The sequence below is a fragment of the Pectobacterium carotovorum genome (genome assembly GCA_016415585.1).
GTDB lineage: Bacteria > Pseudomonadota > Gammaproteobacteria > Enterobacterales > Enterobacteriaceae > Pectobacterium > Pectobacterium carotovorum_K.
Genome location: CP066552.1, coordinates 590,449 through 613,703, shown reverse-complemented (window position 1 = coordinate 613,703; position 23,255 = coordinate 590,449). Strand labels below are relative to the sequence as shown.

Genomic DNA, 23,255 nt, shown 5'->3' with positions numbered 1-23,255 from the left:
CATATCAGGAGGTACAGATGCGTACAATTAGCTACAGTGAAGCCCGACAAAATCTATCGGCGACCATGATGAAAACGGTCGAAGACCGTGCTCCTATTCTTATCACTCGACAGAATGGTGAAGCCTGCGTGCTTATGTCTCTGGAAGAGTATAACTCTCTAGAGGAAACCGCGTATTTACTGCGTTCACCCGCCAATGCAAAAAGACTGATGAATTCAATCGAGAGCCTTAAGGCTGGCAATGGCGAAGAAAGAGATATCATTGAGTGAAGCTAATCTGGTCAGAAGAAGCATGGGAAGACTATCTGTACTGGCAGGACATCGATAAGCGGATGGTCAAAAAGATCAATGAATTAATAAAAGAAACGCGCAGAACACCTTTTGAAGGAAAAGGAAAACCAGAGCCACTTAAACATAACCTTGCAGGTTTCTGGTCGCGCCGCATCACCGAAGAACATCGTCTGGTTTATGCCATCACCAATGACGCCATGATGATCGCTGCCTGCCGCTACCACTATTAACCCTTCATTGATCCATCACACTTAATCGCTAAAAAAGCACAATCACTCCACATTCAGGAAGCGCTGTCGATAAGCGCTGGGCGAAACGCCGAACGCCTGATGGAACACCACAGAGAAGTAGTTACTGTCCTCAAAGCCACACAGCGCGGCAACGTCGCCGATGGTTTGCAGGTCATAACGCAGCAGCTCCATCGCCTTACAGAGCCGCAGCTGGCGCAGGTAATGCGGCACGCTCATGCCGGTTTGCTCTTTAAAGCGCGAACGCAAACTGCGGGCGCTAAAGTGGTGCTGTTCGCAGAAGGCTTCAAAGCGGAACGGTGCCGCGATGCTTGCACGCAGCGCATTCATCAACATATCCAACTGGTGCGCATCGGCCAATTGCGGACTATCCGGCGTGTGGCGATAGCGCGCCGCCAGCAGCGCAATCTGCAACAGCAGCGCTTCACTCAATTGCAGCGACAGCGCATCCGATTTCATGCACTCCTGCCTCAGCGCGTCCACCTTCTCGCGGAGGGTATCCATGCCTTCCGAGCCTAAACACCAGTGGCGCTGGCTTTGTGGAAGCTCCCCACTCGGCAGTAACGCTTGCCAGTCGGCGGATAACGTCAGGCGATTGCGAATATAGAGAATGTTGTCCAGCTCAAGCTCGTGGACGGATTCATAGCTGTGGCGATCGTTTGCAGAGACATAGAACATATCACCGCGAGTAATGCGGTACGGCACATCGTTCCAGAGGTGCAGACCATTGCCACGCCAGACGATGACGAGTTCATCAAAATCATGATGATGCAGCGGAAACACGGGCTGTGGGTGTCGTTCGGCAACCATCACGGCATTCTTGTCGGTGAGGAAATAGTCTTCAGTCTGTAATTTCAAACCCCGTATTGCTGTCGCCATTCCCTCACCCGCAGTTGCCGTTACCTACTCTTCACGAGAAAACGCCTGATGGCGCAGTGATTTAGGCGCCTGCGAGAATGCCTTGCGGAATTGCGTCGAGAAGTGATTACTGTCGCTAAATCCACAGGCGTGCGCGATAGTGGTGATGGAATCATCACTCTGCTGCAACCGCCGACGAGCCTCCAGTAATCTTAACCGATTCAGATAGCGTTGTGGCGTCATACCGGTGTGTTGTTTGAGCTGACGGTGCAGCGTACGCAGCGGCAACGAGAACTGATCGGCCAGGCTGCCCCAGTTGACCTCTTCGCTATAGTTGTTTTGCAGCCAGCCCAGCAGCGCCTGTACCCCCTGACGCTCGGGGCCGTTGGCCTGCGTCTGGAAGCAGTGCTGGCGCAGTTGCACCAGAATATGCAGAAACAGGCTCTCACTGGCGGCAATCGCTTCTGGCGCATCGCTCTGTGCCAACTCCGCCAGACTGTTCATCGACTGTTTCAACTGCTGCATCCCCGCCGCATTCACCTGCCATTGCCCCTGCCACTCACCGTTCGGGCCATACGGCAAAAAGGCGGCGATATCGGAAAGGAAGCGGAATCCGCGCGGCGAGCGGTACAACATGTTGGTCAGACACAGCCCTTCCACGTCTTCAAACAGATGCCGATCGTTATCACGAACGAAGAATACCGAACCGCTGCACAGTGCATAGGGCTGATCGTTAAACACATGGACGCCAGCGCCCTGCTCCACCAGCACAATTTCCCAGAAATCATGATAGTGCTCAGGAAACGCCGCTTGTGGGGTACGCGGCTCCACCGCAACCGTTACGGCACGCGAAGTAAAAAAATCATCACCACGAAGTAACGTCATTTCAGTTCTCCATTCAGCCTCTGGCAAAAATGCGGCCTTTGAAAAAGGGTAGCCATAAGCCACAAAACCAGCCTTGAAATACCGTCACCCGCACGCCATCTGGCTGCTCTTTTTTTAAGATCGCACCGCCTAATTGATTGAAGTGTGGTAAGGATCACACCGCCTTTTCCCTGGTTTTTTCATGGTTATTCCCTAAATAATTTCCCAGATTGTGAGCCCTTTCACGGTCAGCTTTGTCATTTTGCCAGCCGCTTGTTGTTGATGGCACTCATAGGAAGGTGGCTTCTGCTACCGCTCCTTACACTGCAACACATCCAACAAGTAAGGAGTGCGGCTATGGCGGTGAAGAATATCGTGGCGGTGGATTTAGGTGCATCCAGTGGTCGGGTCATGCTGGCAACCTTGCACACCGCAACGCAGCATTTGACGCTGAAAGAAATTCACCGTTTCAGCAATACGCTGGTGTTTCAGGACAACCATCATCAGTGGGATCTGGCCGCGCTGGAAGGCGACATCCTCACCGGATTACACCAAATCGATGCCATGGGTATCGCCCCCGATAGCATCGGGATCGACAGTTGGGGCGTGGACTACGTGCTACTCGATAAAAGCGGGCAGCGTGTCGGCCTGCCATATTCCTATCGCGACCACCGCACCGACGGCGTAATGGCCGCGGTTACCGCAGAACTGGGGCGTGAAGCTATCTATCAGCGTACCGGCATTCAGTTCCTGCCGTTTAATACGCTGTACCAGCTTAAAGCGCTAGGCGATGCGCCCTCTGACGATCTGGATCAGGTGGCACACCTGCTGATGATCCCCGACTATTTTCACTATCGCCTCACGGGGAATGTCGTCTGCGAATACACCAACGCCAGCACGACCCAACTGCTTAATCTGGAAAAGAAAAGCTGGGACAGCGAACTGCTGGAGTATCTGGGCATCCCGCGCCGCTGGTTGAGCGATCCGGTACAGCCGGGGCACGCCGTCGGGAACTGGACAGCGCCGAGCGGACGACACATTCCCGTTACCGCTGTCGCCACGCACGATACCGCCAGCGCGGTAGTCGGCGCACCGTTGCTGAGCCGCGACAGCGCCTACCTCAGTTCCGGCACCTGGTCGCTAATGGGCATCGAGAGCGACACGCCGTTTAATAGCCCGCAGGCGCTGGCCGCCAATATCACCAACGAAGGCGGCGTAGACGGCACCTATCGGGTGCTAAAAAACATCATGGGTCTGTGGCTGCTACAACGCGTTTGTCAGGAGCGTAATATCAAGGATTTAGGCGCGCTGATTCAGTCCGCCGCCGCCGTGCCCGCCTTCGCCAGCCTGATTAACCCCAATGACGATCGCTTTATCAATCCGCCATCCATGCATCAAGCGATCCGCGACTATTGCCGTGAGCACAACCAGCCTGTGCCCCATAGCGATGCCGAACTGGCACGCTGCATCTTCGACAGCCTCGCGCTGCTCTATCGGCAGGTGGTACTGGAACTCGGCGAACTGCGCCATGCGCCAATCCACCAGTTGCATATTGTCGGCGGCGGCAGCCAGAACGCCTTCCTGAACCAGCTGTGCGCCGATGTGTGCCAGATTCCGGTTCTGGCCGGTCCGGTCGAGGCCTCGACGCTTGGCAATATCGGCTGCCAACTGATGGCGCTGGGCGCCGTTGCCGACCTTGCCGCCTTCCGGCACATGCTGACTCATAACTTCCCTCTGCATCGCTATACCCCGCGTGCGGAGAGTGATTTTGCCGGGCACTGGCGTCGTTTTCAGGCGCTCAGCCAGCCAGAAACCGCCCCACAGGGCAAAAAGGAGACAACGCAATGAGCACACCAATTGAAGCTGCCTGGCAGTTGGCAAAAGCACGTTATGCCAGCCTAAATGTTGACGTAGAGGCAGTGCTGGAAAAGCTCGACCAGATTCCGGTGTCAATGCACTGCTGGCAGGGCGACGATGTAGCCGGATTCGAGAACACCGGCGGACCGTTGACCGGCGGCATTCAGGCCACTGGCAACTACCCCGGTAAAGCGAGCACGCCAGATGAACTGCGTGCCGATCTGGAACAGGCCTTTGCGCTGATCCCCGGCCCCAAGCGGCTGAACCTGCACGCCATCTATCTGGAATCCGCGCAGCCCGTCGCCCGTAACGAGATTGCCCCCGAGCATTTCAGCACCTGGGTTGAATGGGCCAAGCACCACAAGCTCGGGCTGGATTTTAACCCGACCTGCTTTTCTCACCCGCTGAGCGCGGACGGTTTTACCCTATCACACCCGGACGAAAAAGTCCGCCGCTTCTGGATTGAACACTGTCAGGCCAGCCGCCGGATTTCCGCCTACTTTGGGCGTGAACTCGGCACGCCGTCCGTCATGAACATCTGGGTGCCGGACGGCATGAAAGATTTGACCATCGATCGTCTGGCATTCCGCCAGCGACTGCTCAGCTCACTGGATGAGGTCATCGCCGAGCCGCTCGATCAGGCACACCATATCGACGCGGTGGAAAGTAAGCTGTTCGGGATCGGCGCAGAAAGCTTTACCGTCGGCTCCAGCGAATTCTGCCTCGGCTACGCGACCAGTCGCGGCACCGCGCTCTGTCTGGATGCCGGACACTTCCACCCAACCGAAGTGATTTCCGACAAGATCTCCAGCGCGATTCTGTACGTTCCACGCCTGCTGCTGCACGTCAGCCGCCCGGTACGCTGGGACAGCGACCATGTGGTGTTGTTGGACGACGAAACGCAGGCTATCGCCCACGAAATAGTGCGCCATAAACTGCTCAACCGCGTGCATATCGGGCTCGATTTCTTTGATGCCTCAATCAACCGCATCGCCGCCTGGGTCATCGGCACCCGCAATATGAAGAAAGCCCTGCTGCGCGCGCTGCTGGAACCGACAGAAACGCTGCGCACACTGGAACAAAACGGCGATTACACCGCACGTCTGGCTCTGCTGGAAGAACAAAAATCACTGCCGTGGCAGGCCGTGTGGGAACACTACTGCCAGCGTCATGACGTCATCCCGGGCAGCGAATGGCTGCAACAGGTGCGTCAGTATGAAGAAACCATCCTCACTCAACGTCAAGGGTAAGATTATGCAAGCAATTCTCTCTTCCTGGTTTGTACAGGGAATGATTAAAGCCACCAGCGACATGTGGCTCAAAGGCTGGGACGAACGTAACGGCGGTAACGTCAGCCTGCGCCTGACGGCTGAGGATGTGACGCCTTATGAAAGCGATTTCTACCCGCAGCCGCGCCATGAGGCGTTATCACAGCCGATGCCTGCGCTGGCAGACTGCTGGTTCATCGTCACCGGCTCCGGCAAATTCTTCCGCAACGTGCAGTTGGATCCGGCTGATTCACTGGTGGTGTTGCAGGTCGATAGCGACGGCAAAGGCTATCGCATTTTCTGGGGGCTGACCAACGGCGGCCTGCCAACGTCTGAACTGGCCTCGCATTTCCAGTCGCACATTGTGCGTATGGGCGTGACCCACGGGCGCGACCGCGTCATCATGCACTGCCACGCGACCAACCTGATCGCCCTGAGCTATGTGCTGGAGCTGGATACCGCTAAGTTCACGCGTGAACTGTGGGAAGGCAGCACGGAGTGTCTGGTCGTTTTCCCAGACGGCGTGGGGATTGTGCCGTGGATGGTGCCGGGCACCGATGCCATTGGCGATGCCACTTCCGAACAAATGAAGCGTCATTCGCTGGTGCTGTGGCCCTTCCACGGCATCTTCGGCACCGGCCCAACGCTGGATGAAGCCTTCGGCCTGATCGATACCGCAGAGAAATCCGCTGAAGTGATGGTGAAAGTGAGATCGATGGGCGGTAAGAAGCAGACGATCTCGACCGAAGAGCTGATCGCCCTAGGTAAACGTTTCGGCGTCACGCCACTGGAAGCCGCGTTGCGCGTGTAGGTCGTGTAACGCATGCAGTGCGTGTAATGCGTATAGCATTAGCTTCAGCCTCAACTCGCCACGGCATCACCGCCGTGGCGTTCTGCCAATGACTACGGGGGATTCATCCATGTTGCGTAAGGCTTTTGTGATGTCGGTTTTTCCTGACTGCCACGATGAATATCAGCGTCGCCACAATCCTATCTGGCCGGAACTGGCCGAGGTGCTAAAGAACCACGGTGCGCACCACTACAGCATTTTTCTGGATAAACAGCGCAATCTGCTGTTTGGCTATGTCGAGGTCGAGTCCGAAGCACGCTGGGAAGCGATTGCACAAACGGATGTCTGCCAGCGCTGGTGGAAACACATGGGCGATATCATGCCCTCCAACCCTGATAACAGCCCGGTCAGCGATGCGCTGGAACCCGTGTTCTATCTGGACTGAGGAGAATCATGCGGCGGTAATATAATCAAGGATTACCGCTGTAACATTATTTTGAAGGCATAAGAAAGATTACTGAGGACAGAAGAAAGAAATAATTTGTCATTTAATTAATGGATTCCGTTACATATAATCATTATTTTTATTAAACACATAAGTATTTATTAATTATTGATGGCAGTCACATTTTATTTCCTCTGTTTGTGAATGCTTTATTTTTCACATTAAAAATAAAAACATTTATTAAAACAATGATTAACAACCCTCCCTTCAAAAACAACCCATCACCACAATCCGTTGTCACATTGAAATAAAACAGAGTTTAGTCTCGACATAATCAATTTGGTTATTATTAAATTCTGTTTATTTGCCCGCACCACTTTATCGAATTACACATTATAAAGATCTTATTTTATTTGCCGTTATCACTACTACCTTCTCTCTATAATCAATAAGAATAGCGATGAAATTCTCTCAACTCACAGTACTTTCCAAGTTATTACTCGGTTTTTCCGTCCTGATAGCCATGATGTTGTTATTAGGTGTAGTTTCACTACTCCAGCTTAGCGTTAATAATAGCCGTATTGATGAATTAAGCAGCAGCAGCCTGCCCGGCGTGCGATATAGTCTGGAAATGCGCGGTGCACTGTCTGAAACGCGTTTGCAGCAAATTCAGTATATCGATTCTAAAACCCCCGAGGAGCGCGAAGGCCACCGCAAAGAATTACTGCAAAACGCCGATGCCTTCCTTGCTGCGTTTAAGAACTATCAAGCGGTTGCCAGCACTGAGGATAAAAAAGCGCTGATCAAGGTGATTGGCGAAAACTTCTCAGCGTTCAATTCAGTTAATGCCACACTGATTGATATCGTCAATCGGGGCGATCTGGCAGAAGCCAGCAAGATCAGCGGTGCAAGCTCCGGCAAGTATCGCGGTCAACTGATGAAGGATCTGGCGAAACTGGTCGAAATGGAAGTCGCGACCACAAAAGACATCGTAGACAGCGCCGAAACGACATACCGCGCCTCACAATACTATGTCTGGGGATTGCTGCTACTCGCTCTGCTGACGACCGCCGTTATCGCCACCCTTATCTCACGTAATATTTCGCGCCAGCTCGGCGGCGACCCGCATTACGCGCAAGAAATCATGGCTGAGATTGCCTCCGGCAATTTGACGGCGCAAATCCAGCTACGTCAGGGGGACAACAGCAGCCTGCTGGCCTCCATCAACTACATGAACCAGCAGTTGATGAGCATCGTGCATACCATCATGAACGGCAGTGAATCCATCTCGCTGGCGTCCAGTGAGATTGCTCAGGGCAACAGCGACCTGTCGCAGCGTACCGAAGAGCAGGCGGCTTCACTGATTCAGGCATCGGCCAATATGCAGCAACTGACGCACACCGTGCGCCAGAACGCGGATAACGCCAAAGAAGCGAGCCAGTTGGCGCAGCAAACCTCGGAAACCGCGTCTCAGGGTGGGCTTATCGTGGACGACATGCTCAAACGTATGCATGAGATCTCCGACAGTTCACAGAAGATCGTCGACATTATCGCCGTGATCGAAGGCATTGCCTTCCAGACCAATATCCTTGCCCTGAACGCCGCAGTAGAAGCGGCCAGAGCAGGAAGCGAAGGGAAAGGCTTTGCCGTCGTAGCGGGCGAAGTCCGGACGCTGGCACAGAAGAGCGCCAACGCGGCTAAAGAGATCAAGACGCTGATCGAAGGCACCGTTGAGAAAATTACTGACGGCTCCGCGCGGGCAGACAAAGCCAGCCAGGCGATGTCGGAAATTGTGCTGTCGGTGAAAAAGGTGACGGACATCGTGGCGGAGATTTCTCAGGCCTCCAACGAGCAGCATATCGGCATCAAAGAGATCAGCGTGGCAGTAGAACAGATGGATCGGGTCACCCAGCAGAATGCCGCACTGGTTGAAGAATCCGCCACGGCGGCGCACGCCATGACAGAGCAGGGCGAACAGCTACGCGATGCCGTTCGTTTCTTCAAAGTTAACCAAGACCACGTGCTGAGAATTCATTAATTCCCCTCTGCCCCGTCGACCACTCGACGGGGCAACAAACAGTTTCTTAGCACTTCTCACCCACTGTATAGCAATACGCCGCCGATTAGCGGCAAGCACATCCGATCTCACTCACGAACAAACGTTGACGTCCGGTTTAGGCAAACAGGGTTATGGTTGCACCACTAAACTACGTACTGTGTTTTTACGTAGTCTGTTTCGTCAACTGACGACTATTTTTATATCTCGCCGCACGGCGATAAGGAGACAACATGGACGAGCACCCTAGATGGCTCGGTAAACCGCATCCGTTAGAATAAGGACTGTCTTCTTCGACCTCTCTGTTCTCTTCGCCTGCACCGTTTACCTCCCTTAATACCTTCATTCTTTTCCGCTTTACGTCCCTTTATCTGGGATGCGCGCCCGTGCGCGGCGGACAGGCAACATTAAGAGAGCAGCATCATGACCGATATGATCACGCAAACGGGGTATCGTCGCGCCCGTAAGACACCCACAGCCACCTTTGCGATTGCCCGCGAGGCGCAAAACAGCCTCGATCAAACACTGGCTAACCTGAATACTCATCTGCACGGCTTAAGCCATGATGACGTCATTGAGCGTCAGCAAACCTATGGAGAAAACCGCGTCGCCCACGAAAAAGCGCCTCATGCGCTGGTGCAGTTGGCTGCCGCGTTTAATAACCCGTTTATTTACGTACTGATGGCGCTGGCCGCTATCAGCTTTTTCACCGATTACTGGCTACCGCTGCGCCATCACGAAGAGACATCGCTCACTGGCGTTATCATCATTCTGATGATGGTTAGCCTGAGCAGCCTGCTGCGCTTCTGGCAGGAGTTTCGGACCAATAAAGCCGCAGAAGCGCTGAAATCCATGGTGCGGACGACGGCTACCGTACTGCGTCGCCCTCACCCCAGCGCTACTGCCGTCCTGCAGGAAATTCCGCTTCAGCAGTTGGTTCCCGGCGACATTCTGATCCTCTCCGCTGGCGATATGGTGCCCGCAGATGTCCGGCTGGTGGAATCACGCGATCTGTTCGTCAGCCAGGCAGTACTGACTGGCGAATCGCTGCCGATCGAAAAATACGACATATTCAGTGATATCAGCGCCAAAGGCTGTCAGCCCGCAGGCTGCGGCGGCGAGAGCGACCTGCTGGCGTTATCCAACATTTGCCTGATGGGCACCAACATTTCCAGCGGTACGGCCACGGCGATTGTCGTGGCGACCGGTAGCCAAACCTACTTCGGGTCACTGGCAAAATCCATCGTCGGCACCCGTTCTCAAACCGCCTTCGATCGCGGCGTTAACAGCGTAAGCTGGCTGCTGATCCGCTTTATGATTGTGATGGTGCCTGTCGTGCTGCTGATTAACGGCTTCACCAAAGGCGACTGGATGGAAGCCAGCCTGTTTGCACTGGCGGTTGCGGTTGGCCTGACGCCAGAAATGCTGCCGATGATTGTCTCGTCCAATCTGGCGAAAGGCGCGATTGCCATGGCGCGGCATAAAGTCGTAGTTAAACGACTGAACGCGATTCAGAACTTTGGTGCGATGGACGTCCTGTGCACCGACAAAACCGGTACGCTCACGCAGGATCGCATCATCCTTGAGCACCACCTGAATGCACAGGGTCAGGTCGATGAAAGTGTGCTTCAACTCGCCTGGCTCAACAGCGCACACCAGAGCGGTATGAAAAACCTGATGGATCAGGCCATCATGCATTTTGGTCGCCATAATCCGGCTATCGTTGCGCTCGGTCGCTATCGCAAAACCGATGAACTACCGTTTGATTTTATTCGTCGTCGCCTGTCCATCATCGTTGCCGATGAGCACAACCAGCAACGTCTGATTTGCAAAGGTGCAGTGGAGGAAATGCTGGCGGTCGCCACCCACGTCAGTGAAAACGGGCAGCGCTATGAACTGGACGACGAACACCGCAATACGCTGAAAATGCTGGCAGAGAGCTACAATCAACAAGGGTTTCGCGTGCTGATGATCGGCACCCGTGAGCTGAGTCCGGTGGGCAGTACGCTGCCGCTCAGCGCCGAGGATGAACGCGACCTGACAATTTGCGGCCTGCTGACGTTCCTCGATCCACCGAAAGAAAGTGCCTCTGCCGCCATTCGCGCCCTGCATGAAAACGGTGTGACAGTTAAAGTTCTGACGGGTGATAACGCGATTATCACCAGCAAGATCTGTCGCGATGTCGGGCTGGAGCCGGGCGAGGTGCTGGAGGGCAACGCTATCGATGCGCTCAGCGATGAACAGCTCGGCGTACTGGTAGAACAGCGCACCATCTTTGCCCGACTGACGCCGCTACAAAAATCCCGCGTGCTGAAAGCGTTGCAGGGGAATAACCATACGGTCGGCTTTTTGGGCGACGGTATCAACGATGCCCCCGCCCTGCGCGATGCGGATATCGGGATTTCCGTCGATACCGGCACGGATATCGCCAAAGAATCGGCCGATATCATTCTGCTGGAAAAGAACCTGATGGTATTGGAAGAAGGCGTCATCAAAGGGCGTGAGACGTTCGGGAATATCATCAAATACCTGAACATGACCGCCAGTTCCAATTTCGGTAACGTGTTTTCAGTTTTGGTCGCTAGCGCTTTTATTCCGTTCCTGCCAATGCTGGCGATCCATCTGCTGATTCAGAACCTGATGTACGACATTTCCCAGCTATCGCTGCCGTGGGACAAGATGGATAAGGAATTCCTGCGTAAACCCCGGAAATGGGATGCTAAAAATATCGGTCGCTTCATGTTGTATATCGGACCGACGTCATCGATTTTTGACATCACGACCTACGCGTTGATGTGGTTCGTGTTTGCCGCCAACAGCGTAGAACATCAGGCATTATTTCAGTCAGGCTGGTTCGTTGAGGGGTTGCTGTCACAAACGCTGGTCGTGCACATGCTGCGTACCCAGAAGATCCCGTTCATTCAGAGTACGGCAGCGCTGCCAGTGATGTTAATGACCGGATTGGTGATGGCGCTGGGCATCTATCTGCCATTCTCTCCGCTGGGGCCGCTGGTGGGCTTGCAGCCGCTACCGTGGGAATATTTCCCCTGGCTGGCCGCCACGCTGATTGGCTACTGCACCGTCGCGCAATTGGTCAAACGCGCCTATATCCGCCGCTTCGGCCAATGGTTCTGATCCCTTCTTTACCTCTTCACGGCGGGTGCGCTGTCACCCGCCAAATCAGGAGCCGCTATGAAACCTTCTCGCTACGCATTCAGGATCGTTGTCTTCTTTCTTACCCTGATTTCACTGATTAACGTCACGATGCTGCTCACCGTCATCTAGATTGTAAAAATACCAATACAGTGGCAAAAATACATACCACCTTGGATGTAGCATAAGTTAACGATCTTGTTGCAAAAAAAGAGAGAAAAAAGATATAAGCAATTAAGTAATAAGCAATATATTCTTATCAATGGGGTGGTAAGCAAAATAGGCATGGTTTTTTTAAGGGAATCATGGGGTCAGCGCTAAACCATTCCCCTATTAGGCCGAAACTAAAATAAACCCCCTGTCTACTTTTGCAAACTGCACATGTCAGGAACGGACTACTTGCAGGCTATGGAGCACACCTATGAAATCCCTTCATCACATCTCGATCCGTAGTAAGTTCATTCTTGCCCTTCTCCCGCCCATACTTGCCCTCCTCTGGTTCAGTTTTTCCGGCGTAATGGAACGCCGCAGCACAGAAAATGAAATGATCCGTATGGAGAAGCTCATCACACTGGCGCGCGACGCAGGCGAGTACGCCCACCAGCTACAGCGTGAGCGCGGCTTGAGCGCGGGCTATTTTGGTAGTCAGGGGAAAAATTTTGGCCCGGAGCTCACCACGCAGCGGCAAGCCACCGATCGGGCACAGCAGGTGCTTGAGCAAACCGCCGCAAACCTGAGCCGCGCCGAGCTTGGCGATGCCGTCAGCGAAGAACTCGATCGCGTCACGCAGAAAACACAGCAGCTTGCGGAACATCGCCGCAGCGTCGATAGCATATCGATACCCGTCGCCCAAGCCATTGGCTACTATTCCGACTCGGTCAGTAATCTGCTGAATATCGTCGGGGATATGGCCCATCTGGTCAGCGACGGCGGTATCGCCCAGCGGCTGGCGGCCTATTACAACCTGCTGAACGTCAAAGAACAGGCTGGGCTTGAACGCGCCGTGCTCTCCAACGCGTTCTCTGCTAATAGCTTTGCTACCGGTATGTTCGAACGTCTGAACCAGATGGTTGGCCGGGGAGATGCCTACACCACGGCCTACAACATGTTCGCCAATCCCGAGCTGCGCCGGGCTTTTGAACAGGCCCTCAACAATCCTTCTGCACAAAGCGCACTTCAGATGCGCAACAAAGCTATCACCTCGCCTGGCGGCAATTTTGATATCGATGCCAGCCAGTGGTTTAGCCAACAAACGGCAAAAATCGATGAGTTGAAAAAGGTTGAACAACTCGCCACCAACGACCTGACGGCACAGGTGAATACTTTAGCCGCCAATGCCCGCCAGTCATGGATCAGCTACCTGGCCGGTGCGTTGGTTTCTCTGCTCATGGCGCTCGGCCTTGCTTCCATGGTCATGCGCAGCATCAACGAGCAGCTTCAACAAACGCTGACGACTATTCGCGAGATGGGTGGGGATCTTACACGCCGCCTGCGCGTGCCGGGAACCGACGAACTGTCGCAACTGAATCAGGCGTATAACGCCTCACTGGAAAACATTGCCGATATGGTGGTGAGTATTAAGCGCAGCTCGCAGACGATCGGACAAGCCAGCAGCGAGATCGCCAACGGCAATCAGGATCTGGCGCAGCGTACCGAAGAGCAATCCGCTTCGCTGGTACAAACCGCCAGCAGCATGGAAGAAATTACCGTTACGGTAAAACAAACCGCCGACTTTGCCGGACAGGCGCGTCAATTGACGACGGAGGTGGACGATCAGGCGCACCGCGTTGGAACCATTACCGAGTCGGCTAGCGGTGCGATGGAAAAAATTCAGGATGCCAGCCAGCGCGTGAATGCGGTGGTTTCCGCCATTGATGCCATTGCCTTTCAAACCAACCTGCTGGCGCTGAACGCGGCGGTCGAGGCTGCACGAGCGGGGCAGCATGGTCGTGGGTTCTCTGTCGTCGCAGCAGAAGTGCGTCAGCTATCGCAGCGTAGTGCAGACGAAGCGGGCAAAATCCGTGCGCTCATCGCCGACAGTATTGCCAGCGTCAGCGAAGGGACGAAGCTGGTGAACCAATCGAACCGGGGAATTAACGACATCGTCGCCGGCACCCGTAAAGTGCGCGATCTGGTAAATGAAATCGCGGTCGCCGCCGATGAGCAATCGCTGGGCATCGCACAAATTAACGAAGCGCTCAGCCAGTTAGAGATGGTCACGCAGCAGAATGCGACGCTGGTTTCTCAGGCTTCCGTTGCCAGCCAGTTACTGGATGAACAGGCGATTGAAATGGAATCGCTGGTCAGTCGTTTCAAGGTTAACGACAGCGCACCGCAGCAGCCTTTGCGGCAAGCGCTGTTATCAAGATAGAGCATAAAGACATGCGGGCTTAAGTGGCCGACAGCAGATATCTTCTGTTCTCTTAGCCGGGCGATATAGCCCGGCTCCCTCTCATTATTTAGACGATATATCCCTCATCACTTTCCCTCTATATTTCCTCTATATCTCTTCTGTTTATTTCCACACTTTATATTGGGTTAATGTAGATAAAATCTATTTTATATTTCCAAACAGAATTGTAATTGGTACCCTCGTCGCTTTAATTAACTAATTAAAGTGGATGTCGATAACGCATTACTTTATATAAAAAGGCTTGGCAATAAGGATATAAATTGCAATATCAATGCAACATTAAATACCTAACCTCAAAGGAGATTAAGTAAAATAGCTTTTTCTTATTATAAAGATATAAATCACAATGCATTGTTTTAAAAGGAATTAAATGATTATTTATTTATATAGATAACAAACAAAAATATAAGAAAATTCTCAATAAGCGTCACGGTTTAGAAAACACCAGAACTAAATTTAATTGTGCCTAACTTAATTAAGTGAAGGCTAATAATTAATGATTCCGTTTTCCTTCCCAACTGGGCGGGAAATATCCCTGTGTTTTCTAAAGAGAGAGTTTAATTTGACGACATTAAAACCCCTATTAGCCAAGAATCGCAGTTGGGCTACGTTGCGTCGCCAACGCCATCCCCACTATTTCAGAAAGCACACGCAGGGCCAGACGCCCCATTCACTCTGGATCGGCTGTTCAGACAGCCGAGTGCCTGCCGAAGTGCTGACGGGTTCTGCGCCCGGCGAGCTTTTTGTTCATCGCAACATCGCGAATATGGTGGTGGCAGACGACGACAATTTCATGAGCGTGCTGCAATATGCCCTCGAATACCTGCATGTTTCCCGCATCGTGCTCTGCGGCCACTATGGCTGTGGCGGTGTTCAGGCGGCGGTTAACCTGCCCGAAATGGGGCTCGCTCAGGAGGATTCCGCCCTGTCCCGCCGCATCACGGATTTGCGTCAGGCGCTTTCGCCGCATATTGCCGCCTCGCAAGATAGCGATGCCAATGAAAGCACGCGCCAGAATCAGCTGGTGGAAGCCAACGTGCTGGCACAGTTCGCCCACCTGATCGCCTGTGAACCGGTGCAGAAAGCCTGGCGCAATGGCGTTGAGCTTGATGTTTTCGGCTGTGTCTACGACCTGCATAGCGGCCATCTGAAAGAACTCATCCACCGTCACGCCCAAAAACAGGAGGCATCCCCATGAACCTGAGTACACTCCGACATGATATCCCCGCGGGGCTCGTCGTCTTCCTTGTTGCCCTGCCGCTGAGCCTCGGTATCGCGCAGGCCAGTGGTCTTCCTCCTTTTGTCGGTCTGTTGACCGGCGTCGTCGGCGGTATCGTCGTCACCCTGTTCAGTCCCTCTCGTTATGCAGTCAGCGGCCCTGCCGCCGGTCTGGTTACTATCGTCTCCGGCTCTATCGCCAGCCTGGGATCGTTTTCAGCATTGCTATTGGCGATCATGCTCGCAGGGGTGCTGCAATGCATCATGGGCCTGCTGCGCGCCGGACGTTTTATTACGCTCATCCCCGGCACCGTGATTAAAGGCATGCTGTCTGCTATCGGCATCCTGCTGATTATTCAGCAAATCCCGCTTGCCTTCGGCTCGGACGGTGAGGACGATCTAAAATCGCTCTTCGACGCTTCCGAACCTGGATTTTCCGCCAGCGCGCTGACTGTCTGTCTGGTCGGGCTGGCGATTCTCTGGCTTTGGACCACCAGGCCCGTGCAGAAAATCAGCGCATTGAGCTGGCTTCCCGGCCCGCTGGTCGCCGTGCTATTTGGCGGATTATTTACCGTCTACGGCGAGCGCCTGTCTACCGAGATGGTCGATAACCTGCCACGTATTGTCCTGCCGGAGTTTGGCAGTCTGGAACAGCTGATGGGAGAGATGACCCGCCCAGACTGGCAGGCATGGAAGAACCCGGCGGTTTATGTGGTCGCGGTGACATTGGCGCTGGTGGCTAGCCTGGAAACCTTGTTAAGTCAGGAAGCGTTGAAGAAAATTCGCCCGCAGCACCCTGCGCCCTCGCCGGATAAAGAGATGCGTGCGCAAGGTATCGGGAACATGCTCAGCGGTTTTCTGGGCGGATTGCCGATTACTGCCGTGATCGTACGCAGCTCCGTCAACGTCAACGCTGGCGCGCGTACCAAGTTCTCCATCCTGCTGCACGGCGTGCTACTGCTGCTTTGCGGCCTGTTCATGACCGACCTGCTCAACGTCATTCCACTTGCCAGTCTGGCAGCCGTATTGCTGTATACCGGCTATAAGCTGGCTTCACCGCAACAGTTCCTGCTGCTGTGGCGTCAGGGTTTACAACAGTTCGTGCCTTTCGCGGCGACCGTTATCGGAATCATCGTGTTTGGGATGCTGGCAGGCATCGGGATTGGCATCGTGACCCAGTTGGCCTTCAGTATTTACAAAAGCCACCGCAACGCGATGCAACTCACACGCTACGGCGATCACTTTGTCCTGAGCTTTCAGCAGAACCTGACGTTTGTGCACAACCCGCGTCTGCAAGGCTTGCTCAACAAGATCCCCGCCAACAGCGTCGTGATTGTCGAACACGACAATGCCGACTATATCGATCCTGATGTCCGCACGATGCTGGAAGATTTCCGCGAGAATGCGCAAGAACGCGGCATCAAACTCAGTCAATGGCCAGTTTGATACACTGACCGCCATGCATGACAGCAACGCCCTTGGTGGAGGGCGTTGCCTATTTGGCCCTTGCCAAACACCGCTGGCGACGCTCATCAACGCGATTGGCAAACCACGCCGTAGTGAGCTTACGGGTGATTTTCGGGCTTTCCAGCGTGATCCCCGGCAGGATAGCGCGTGGAGCCTTCGCGCCCGATTTATCCGCCAGCGCAAAGACGCGTTTGTACAGGCTGGTGTCTTCAAAATCGAGGCTATTCCCCTTCTCCAGCGCTCGACGAATGGCGCTGTCGCTCATATCTATCCGTTTCCCCAACGCGCGTACCGCCAGTTCCGTGGCGCTGGCTTTATCCGAGCTGTAATTGATTACATCACCATCCAGCGCCAGTTTGATCCCTGTCAGACGGCTAACGGCACGCTGGAACGCCGCATTCCGGCTGGCATACCATCCTGCATTGAAATCGGCGAATCGATAAATGGACTGCGGATAATTCGCCGGATAACCCAACAGGTGTTTGATACCAAAATACATTCCACCGCGACGGCTGAAGACTTCACGGCGAAGAGTACCGTCTACGGTATAGGGATAGCCCTTCGCGTTCGCTTCAGCAAAGGCAATACTCACCTGCATCGGCCCGCCGGTACGTACCGGATTCAGCCGACCGAACAGCGTCTGTCCCATCGGCACCATGTCGATGAAATCATCAAAGATCGCGCTGAGCTCTTTTTCCGTGCGAACCTTATCAAGCCGCTCGCTGTAGCTTTTTCCGTTAGGGGATTTGATGAGTAGCGCGGTGCGCACCAGAAATGCCGGAACATGAACTTTCTCCGCACGACGGTCGATCTCCTGCCAGGCGATTTTCGACAGATTCGGCACCTGCGGATCGGCATTAAACGTCGATTCCTGCTCGGTCACCGCGAGCACCGAGCACAGATTTTCATTGCTGGGATCGAGCCCCTGCGTGGTAAATGCGGTGGCGATATCGGTCGCCCAGCCCTGACGATCTTTCACGTTGTCTGGCAACAGCTTGAGTAGTTGAACACGAACATCCGCAGGCCGCGATTCCGGCGTCGTCGCGGTCTTGCTGGCACAGCCCGCCAGCACCAGCAAAGCCAGCGCACACAGGGGACGAAACAAGGGAATAGAAGAACGGGGCATAGTCTCTCGGCATCATGATAGGAAGGCTGTCAGAACGTTAGCGCAGCCCGCACCAATTATCCAGCCGGAGTCAAGCACATGCATTTTACGCACTGACCTGGCATAGTTAGCGCTATCACTAACCGAATGCGCTAACGAACGGACGACACACGCATGGCTGCCACCAACCATTGGACGCGAGATCAGCTCCTGATCGCCTTCACCCTGTACAGCCAGCTACCGTTTGGCAGGCTGCATTCGCGTAATCCCGACATCATTCGCTACGCCGAGTTGATTAACCGCACGCCTTCCGCACTGGCGATGAAGCTAGTGAATCTCGCCAGCCTCGATCCATTTATTATCGATTCGGGTCGCACTGGCTTGCGCGGCGCGTCCAACGCTGACCGCGCGCTGTGGCAGGAAATGGACGATAACCCCGAGCTATTTGAACAGCAGTGCCAACAGGCGATGGTATCGCTCGAAACAGGAGCGGCGGAAGCGACAACAGCGCCATCACCGTTCCAAGCCAACGACAGCGAAATCCCTAATTATCACGGCGGCGAGCGCCTTACACAGGTAAAAACGCGCATCGGTCAGCAGCTATTCCGCAAACGCGTACTCAGCAACTACGGCGAACGCTGCTGCGTGACCGGATTGGAAGAGCCCGCGCTACTGGTCGCCAGTCATATTCAACCGTGGAAAATGGCAGAAGAATATCGCCTCGATCCCAGCAACGGCCTATGCCTGTCCAACCTGCACGACAAAGCCTTTGATATGGGGCTAATTAGCTTCAATGATTCGCTAGAAATGCTGCTTTCGCCGCGTATCAAAAAGCTGAAAAGCGCCATCAGCGACGTCAATTTCGCCCAATACGAAGGCAAACAAATCCACCTGCCAGACACCTACCCGCCCAGCCTGTCACAGATGGCATACCATCGTGAGCATATTTTTTTGGGGCGTGGGTAAATACGCTATCGGTAGGTCGCCGACAGTTTGCGGGAGGTATGTAATATACGCAGGATATGCACTTCGTTTATCTTTCGCTTGAGTGCATAAATGATAATGAAGGGGAATCGCGTCAGTACCCGTTTTCGCCTCTCCCCCGATTTCCCGATATCAGTACCCGCTTCTGGCGTGGCTTCGAGCAACGAGACTGATGAAATAAACTTTTCATCCGCCGCATTCGCAACATCCAGCCCCGCCTCTTTATACAGATAGCGGTATATTCCTTCACGATCTGCCAGCGCCTGCTTCTCCCATCGGACCTTAAATATCACAACTCACCTCGCGCCGCCCGCGCTTTCAATGCATCCATTCTCTGGCTGACGTCCTCATTACTGACGAACTCACCTTCACCCGCATCATAACGAGAAAACGCTTCCTGAATCTGCGTTTCAAGCCATTCATCACCCGCGTTGCGCTGATACTGACGCTCTTCTTCTGCCAATTCCTCTGCACGTTGCCGCATCAATTCCGTCAGACTCACCTGATGACGATCCGCAGCCTGCATAGCCAGTTGCTTGGTTTCTTCATCGATTCTGAAATGGATGGTACTCATTTCCGCCTCCCGTGGTGTCAATTGTGTTGTCACTTTACGCGATCCTATCCACTTTTTCCTGTTCTTTTTTCATACGAAAATCAACTATACAAAAACAGGGCGATATAGGGGCTGTCGCGCGAGATGACGTGCGGATGTTCATCAAGCAGCGTCCGCAAACGCGCCTGCTGTCGCGTATTTGGCAGCATGCCAGAACGGTTGAACCGCTGTACCCAGTACGCCACGCCAACCTGCGTTAGTGCAGTATTCTCTGACTTAGCGTTATCCAGCAGAAACATCAGCCAATCCCATTTATTCAGCTTGTGCGCTAGAAAGTAGTACACCTCAACATGTTCTTTGGAAGATGCACTGTCCAGACAACGTTGAAGCTCAGGCAGTGACAGATAAATTTTCTGCTGGTAAAACAGCTTCCGTGCCACCTTCGCAATAGCCAGCGAGGGGTGACGCAGAGAGGCTAACAACTGCTCACGCGCGTCGTCACCAGTACGCAGAATGAGAATGCGCAACGCACTGTAGTAAAGGCTGGGATAGCACTCGTCCAGATTGCGCTCCGTCAGCGCCACAATACCGTCGTAGCGATGCTCATCCAGCTCCCAAAGCGTGATTTTGCGCACTGTGACGGTACTCGCCCGATCCAGTGCCGCAAGGTAATGCGTAACCGGATCGCCGTTTCGTTCGCGCAGTAGCGTTGAGGCCCGCTGACGCACCAATGCGTTCTTATCAAACAGTAAGGCAACCAGTTGAGGCTCAGATACAGGGAACGCATTGTCTATCACGTACTGCAACGCCACCTGCTTGATGGGGGCGAACGAGTCTTTCAACAGAATGGTCAACGCGTCGTGATCGACATCCTTGTCAACACTGAGCAGATACCGCGCCGCGTTCGCCCTGACTAACGGATCGCGATGCAACATCGCCTGACCAAAGATCTGCTTCAACGGGAACCGCTCACGCTCAGCGAGAATATCCAGTGATAATCGGGCAACGGTTTTGTCTTCCGAACACAATCCCGTCAGTAACGACGGCGCGTGCGCCTCTTCGGACAGAAAGCTGACGATCTCATCCACCAGCGGCTGATGATCTTCCCGCTGGCACTGCAACAGCCAGAAAATGGCAGGCAAATTGGCGACAAAAGACGCGGTGTTATTCGGCGTTAACAGCAGCCGCACACTCTGCTTGGCAGCGCGGCGCACCGGTTCAGCCCAATCGTTTACTCGTTCAATCAGCGCGGGTAATGCCGAGACCTCGTCCATGAAGCCCAAACACAGCACCGCACGCTGCCGAATATGCCCGTTATAGTGGCGTGTGAGTGTTATCAGGTGTGACACTGAACCCAGTGCATCAGCCTGCGCGGGCCGATAATAGTTATCTGGCAAAGCCACCAGCTTTTCCAACTGCTGCAGGAGTAAATTGTACGATGCCATATTCCTTACCTTCTCTTTTTCGCTTCCATATCAATGCTTATACCATCACCGTCCGATACAACAGCGCATCCAGCATCGTGTCGTCAGCGGCCTTACTGTCTGGCAACATTGCTGGGCTATCGGCATCGTTCAGCATCTGCGTGATGAATGCGTGGATCACCTCCCGACGTGGGCCGTATTCCGCCTCACCCGAGCGCTGTTTGATCTCCAGCAGTTGGTGGATTTCAGCCAACAGGTGCGGATCGTCTACCGTTGTTGCAAGCAACTGCGAAAAACGCATGGGCGGCATGCCTTTGCCTGCCTCTATCCAGCGCACAGCCAAAAGCGGACGCAGGACGTAAAAATACTTTTTGAGGCGTACCGTTTCGTCTTGCAGATAGCCGCGAAAGTTTTTACGTGCCATCGACAGATAGTGCCAGCGCGCCTTGGATGGCGAGAACCACATCGGCACCGCCGCCCGTAGTTCTGACGTAGCGTTCCGATCCTCCTGATAGACAACGGGCGAATCCAGCCACTCGATCAGCGTCGGGTTGGCCCGCTTGAGCAGGCCAAGTGCTTTACGCCATTCCCAACCACAGACGTCCAGTTCATCGTCGATGGGTAGCTCTATCACATCGCGCTGCGGCTCAACGCGCAGATACCACTCTGGTTGATGCACGTAAAGAAAACGCACATCGTAATCGCTATCAGGGGATGAAAATCCCCAGCCACGGCTACCCGATTCACAGGCATAAAGCACCTTCACCTGATAGCGTTCTTCCACATCTTGTAAGACTAATTTCACCCGCGTCCGCATGGCTGCATCAACGCGATAATCGTGTTCCATCATGATTTTATCCTTTCACACACACCACCTGACGCAGCGTATGTACAATTTCCACCAGCGATGACTGTGCCGCCATCACCTTATCGATATCTTTGTACGCCATCGGGATTTCATCGATAACGTCGCTGTCTTTTCTGCACTCAACGTGCGCGGTTGCGCGAATCTGATCTTCCACGGTGAAGCGTTTTTTCGCGGCAGTACGGCTCATCGTTCTCCCCGCGCCGTGGCTACAGGAACAGAAGCTCTCTTCGTTCCCCAATCCGCGCACGATAAAACTCTTCGCGCCCATCGACCCCGGAATAATTCCCATCTGGCCTTTCTGCGCCGACACCGCGCCTTTACGGGTAATCAGCACCGATTCACCAAAGTGCGTTTCGCGCTGTACATAGTTATGGTGGCAGTTCACGCCTTCCTGCTGCGTCGTAAACGGCTTCGTCACAATACGGGACAGCGCCGCCAGCGTATGCGACATCATCACTTCGCGGTTATGACGGGCAAAATCCTGCGCCCACTCAACCGCTTCAATGTAATCGTCAAAGTGCAGGCTTCCCTCCTCGAAATAGGCCAGATTACGGTCCGGCAGATTCGCAATGTGCTGCTGCATATCTTCCTGCGCCAGCTTGATGAACAACGATCCAATCGCGTTCCCCACACCACGTGATCCGCTATGCAACATCACCCACACGCGATCCACTTCGTCCAGACAGATTTCGATAAAGTGGTTACCCGTCCCCAAGGTTCCCAGATGCTGATAGTTGTTAGTGTTCAGCAGCCGTGGATACTTATCCGTCAAACGTTTGAAACGCGGTTCCAGCAGCGCCCAATGCGCATCTACCGTCTGTGGCGGATTCTGCCAGGAACCGACATCACGTTTGAAACGCGTTACGCTACGTCCGTGCGGCACCGCCTGTTCAATCGCGCTACGCAGCCCCATCAGATTATCCGGCAGGTCGCTGGCAACCAGTGACGTACGCACCGCAATCATCCCGCAACCGATATCCACACCGACCGCGGCGGGAATAATCGCGCCACGCGTGGGGATCACGCTACCAATCGTCGATCCTTTTCCCAGATGCACATCCGGCATTACCGCCAGATGTTTAAAAATAAACGGCATTTTGGCCGTATTCAGCAGCTGGTTACGGGCTTCCGGCTCCACGGGCACCCCCTGTGTCCACATTTTTACCGGCGCGCTATTCACTGGCGACATCATGTCGTAATCCTGCGTTTTCATCTCTTCCATTTTTTATTCTCTTTGCTTGTCATTGTTCGTTATAGATAATGCCAAAGACGTGCCAATCTCCTGAAACAGAACAATAAAAAATATAATTAATTGATAATTAAACAAATAAAAAATAAAAACCAAAACTGGCGACAAAAACAAAGAACAGGTAAATTTATCCCATATTATAAAT

At 53.8% G+C, this 23,255-nt stretch carries 20 protein-coding genes; 12 read left to right on the top strand and 8 right to left on the bottom strand.

Going from position 1 to position 23,255, the window contains the following annotated elements; genetic code table 11:
* The first annotated feature begins 17 nt into the window (after positions 1-17).
* Both yefM and JFY74_02765 read left to right on the top strand, forming a co-directional pair.
* A complete protein-coding gene (gene yefM, locus JFY74_02770) occupies positions 18-269 on the top strand; it encodes a YoeB-YefM toxin-antitoxin system antitoxin YefM (GenBank protein ID QQG29009.1) in 252 nt (83 codons plus the stop codon).
* Positions 266-520: a Txe/YoeB family addiction module toxin gene (locus tag JFY74_02765; GenBank protein QQG29008.1), complete on the top strand. Its 255-nt coding sequence runs from the start codon at positions 266-268 to the stop codon at positions 518-520. The genes yefM and JFY74_02765 overlap by 4 nt, the downstream gene beginning before the upstream one ends.
* A gap of 42 nt (positions 521-562) precedes the next feature.
* Here JFY74_02765 and JFY74_02760 read toward each other — a convergent pair whose 3' ends face one another.
* The gene (locus JFY74_02760) at positions 563-1,417 is read right to left on the bottom strand and encodes a helix-turn-helix domain-containing protein (GenBank protein ID QQG29007.1); all 855 of its coding nucleotides are present in this window, start codon (positions 1,415-1,417) and stop codon (positions 563-565) included.
* 24 nt (positions 1,418-1,441) lie between these two features.
* Positions 1,442-2,281 carry an HTH-type transcriptional activator RhaS gene (rhaS, locus tag JFY74_02755; GenBank protein QQG29006.1) on the bottom strand — a complete coding sequence of 280 codons (840 nt, stop codon included), beginning with the start codon at positions 2,279-2,281 and terminating at the stop codon, positions 1,442-1,444.
* A 336-nt stretch (positions 2,282-2,617) separates the two neighbouring features.
* Here rhaS and rhaB point away from each other — a divergent pair, with 336 nt between their 5' ends.
* The 9 genes from rhaB to JFY74_02710 all read left to right on the top strand — a co-directional run bounded on the left by rhaB (position 2,618) and on the right by JFY74_02710 (position 16,906).
* Positions 2,618-4,108, top strand: coding sequence for a rhamnulokinase (gene rhaB / locus JFY74_02750; protein ID QQG29005.1), 1,491 nt, complete (start codon positions 2,618-2,620; stop codon positions 4,106-4,108).
* The gene (locus JFY74_02745) at positions 4,105-5,367 is read left to right on the top strand and encodes an L-rhamnose isomerase (GenBank protein QQG29004.1); all 1,263 of its coding nucleotides are present in this window, start codon (positions 4,105-4,107) and stop codon (positions 5,365-5,367) included. Before rhaB ends, JFY74_02745 begins: the two co-directional genes overlap by 4 nt.
* Positions 5,368-5,371: 4 nt before the next feature.
* Entirely contained in the window at positions 5,372-6,196 is an 825-nt protein-coding gene (gene rhaD, locus JFY74_02740) for a rhamnulose-1-phosphate aldolase (GenBank protein QQG29003.1), read from the top strand.
* Between the two features lie 109 nt (positions 6,197-6,305).
* A complete protein-coding gene (gene rhaM / locus JFY74_02735) occupies positions 6,306-6,620 on the top strand; it encodes an L-rhamnose mutarotase (protein QQG29002.1) in 315 nt (104 codons plus the stop codon).
* A gap of 460 nt (positions 6,621-7,080) precedes the next feature.
* A complete protein-coding gene (locus JFY74_02730; protein ID QQG29001.1) occupies positions 7,081-8,658 on the top strand; it encodes an MCP four helix bundle domain-containing protein in 1,578 nt (525 codons plus the stop codon).
* Positions 8,659-9,099: 441 nt separating this feature from the next.
* Positions 9,100-11,811 (top strand): magnesium-translocating P-type ATPase, encoded by a 2,712-nt coding sequence (mgtA, locus tag JFY74_02725; GenBank protein QQG29000.1) that lies wholly within the window; start codon positions 9,100-9,102, stop codon positions 11,809-11,811.
* 439 nt (positions 11,812-12,250) lie between these two features.
* On the top strand, positions 12,251-14,200 hold the full coding sequence (locus tag JFY74_02720) for a nitrate- and nitrite sensing domain-containing protein (protein QQG28999.1): 1,950 nt from the start codon (positions 12,251-12,253) through the stop codon (positions 14,198-14,200).
* 571 nt (positions 14,201-14,771) lie between these two features.
* A complete protein-coding gene (locus JFY74_02715) occupies positions 14,772-15,440 on the top strand; it encodes a carbonic anhydrase (protein ID QQG30428.1) in 669 nt (222 codons plus the stop codon).
* Positions 15,437-16,906 carry a SulP family inorganic anion transporter gene (locus JFY74_02710; GenBank protein ID QQG28998.1) on the top strand — a complete coding sequence of 490 codons (1,470 nt, stop codon included), beginning with the start codon at positions 15,437-15,439 and terminating at the stop codon, positions 16,904-16,906. The genes JFY74_02715 and JFY74_02710 overlap by 4 nt, the downstream gene beginning before the upstream one ends.
* A gap of 49 nt (positions 16,907-16,955) precedes the next feature.
* Here JFY74_02710 and JFY74_02705 read toward each other — a convergent pair whose 3' ends face one another.
* Positions 16,956-18,053 carry a DUF1615 domain-containing protein gene (locus tag JFY74_02705; GenBank protein ID QQG28997.1) on the bottom strand — a complete coding sequence of 366 codons (1,098 nt, stop codon included), beginning with the start codon at positions 18,051-18,053 and terminating at the stop codon, positions 16,956-16,958.
* Positions 18,054-18,206: 153 nt separating this feature from the next.
* Between JFY74_02705 and JFY74_02700 the strand changes: the two genes are divergently transcribed.
* Complete coding sequence (locus JFY74_02700; protein QQG28996.1) at positions 18,207-18,998, top strand: HNH endonuclease; 792 nt, start codon at positions 18,207-18,209, stop codon at positions 18,996-18,998.
* Positions 18,999-19,003: 5 nt separating this feature from the next.
* On the opposite strand, the gene JFY74_02695 is transcribed toward JFY74_02700, so the two are convergent.
* The 5 genes from JFY74_02695 to JFY74_02675 all read right to left on the bottom strand — a co-directional run bounded on the left by JFY74_02695 (position 19,004) and on the right by JFY74_02675 (position 23,074).
* A complete protein-coding gene (locus JFY74_02695; GenBank protein QQG28995.1) occupies positions 19,004-19,309 on the bottom strand; it encodes a type II toxin-antitoxin system RelE/ParE family toxin in 306 nt (101 codons plus the stop codon).
* A complete protein-coding gene (locus JFY74_02690; protein QQG28994.1) occupies positions 19,306-19,590 on the bottom strand; it encodes a damage-inducible protein J in 285 nt (94 codons plus the stop codon). The genes JFY74_02695 and JFY74_02690 overlap by 4 nt, the downstream gene beginning before the upstream one ends.
* Before the next feature lie 80 nt (positions 19,591-19,670).
* A complete protein-coding gene (locus JFY74_02685; GenBank protein ID QQG28993.1) occupies positions 19,671-21,014 on the bottom strand; it encodes a HEAT repeat domain-containing protein in 1,344 nt (447 codons plus the stop codon).
* Positions 21,015-21,051: 37 nt separating this feature from the next.
* Positions 21,052-21,843 (bottom strand): nucleotidyltransferase domain-containing protein, encoded by a 792-nt coding sequence (locus tag JFY74_02680; GenBank protein QQG28992.1) that lies wholly within the window; start codon positions 21,841-21,843, stop codon positions 21,052-21,054.
* A 4-nt stretch (positions 21,844-21,847) separates the two neighbouring features.
* Positions 21,848-23,074 carry an RtcB family protein gene (locus JFY74_02675; protein ID QQG30427.1) on the bottom strand — a complete coding sequence of 409 codons (1,227 nt, stop codon included), beginning with the start codon at positions 23,072-23,074 and terminating at the stop codon, positions 21,848-21,850.
* Positions 23,075-23,255 lie beyond the last annotated feature (181 nt).